Here is a 417-nt window from a genome sequence, read left to right as displayed (position 1 = left end):
CAGCCCGGCCGCGCGCGCCGCGACCACCACCCGCGCCCGGCACCAGTCAAGACCGGCGTCCTCGCGCACCCCAAGGTCGGCCCGCAGGTCCGCCTCCCCGAGCGTGATCCCGCGCAGCGCCGGGTGCGCGGTGGCCACGGCGTGGGCGTGCTCGACGCCCAGGGCGGTCTCCAGCAGCGCGTACAGGGGCGGGGAGCCGCCGCGCGCGGAGACGGCCCGGCGCGCGACCCGCACCACGTCGGACGGTGAGGACACCTTCGGCAGCCGCAGCCCCGACAGACCCGGCGCGGGGGCCAGCGCCGTCACGTCGGCCGGTCCCCAGGGCCCGGTGAGGGCGTTGACGCGGACGTGCACCGGCACCGGCTGCGGGTCGCGCAGCAGCTCGGCGGTGGCCGCGCGGGCGTACGCCTTGCGGTC

At 79.9% G+C, this 417-nt stretch carries 1 protein-coding gene; it reads right to left on the bottom strand.

Annotation, left to right across the window (positions count from 1 at the left end; genetic code table 11):
- The coding region (locus tag LPA54_RS40180; RefSeq protein WP_228985370.1) for an aldolase/citrate lyase family protein at window positions 1-417 on the bottom strand (417 nt) is incomplete at both ends.

This window comes from Streptomyces sp. DH12 (assembly GCF_020873895.1).
In the GTDB taxonomy this organism is placed as follows: domain Bacteria; phylum Actinomycetota; class Actinomycetes; order Streptomycetales; family Streptomycetaceae; genus Streptomyces.
The sequence above is the reverse complement of the archived record's forward strand: the minus strand, read 5'-3'. Positions and strand labels throughout refer to the sequence as shown.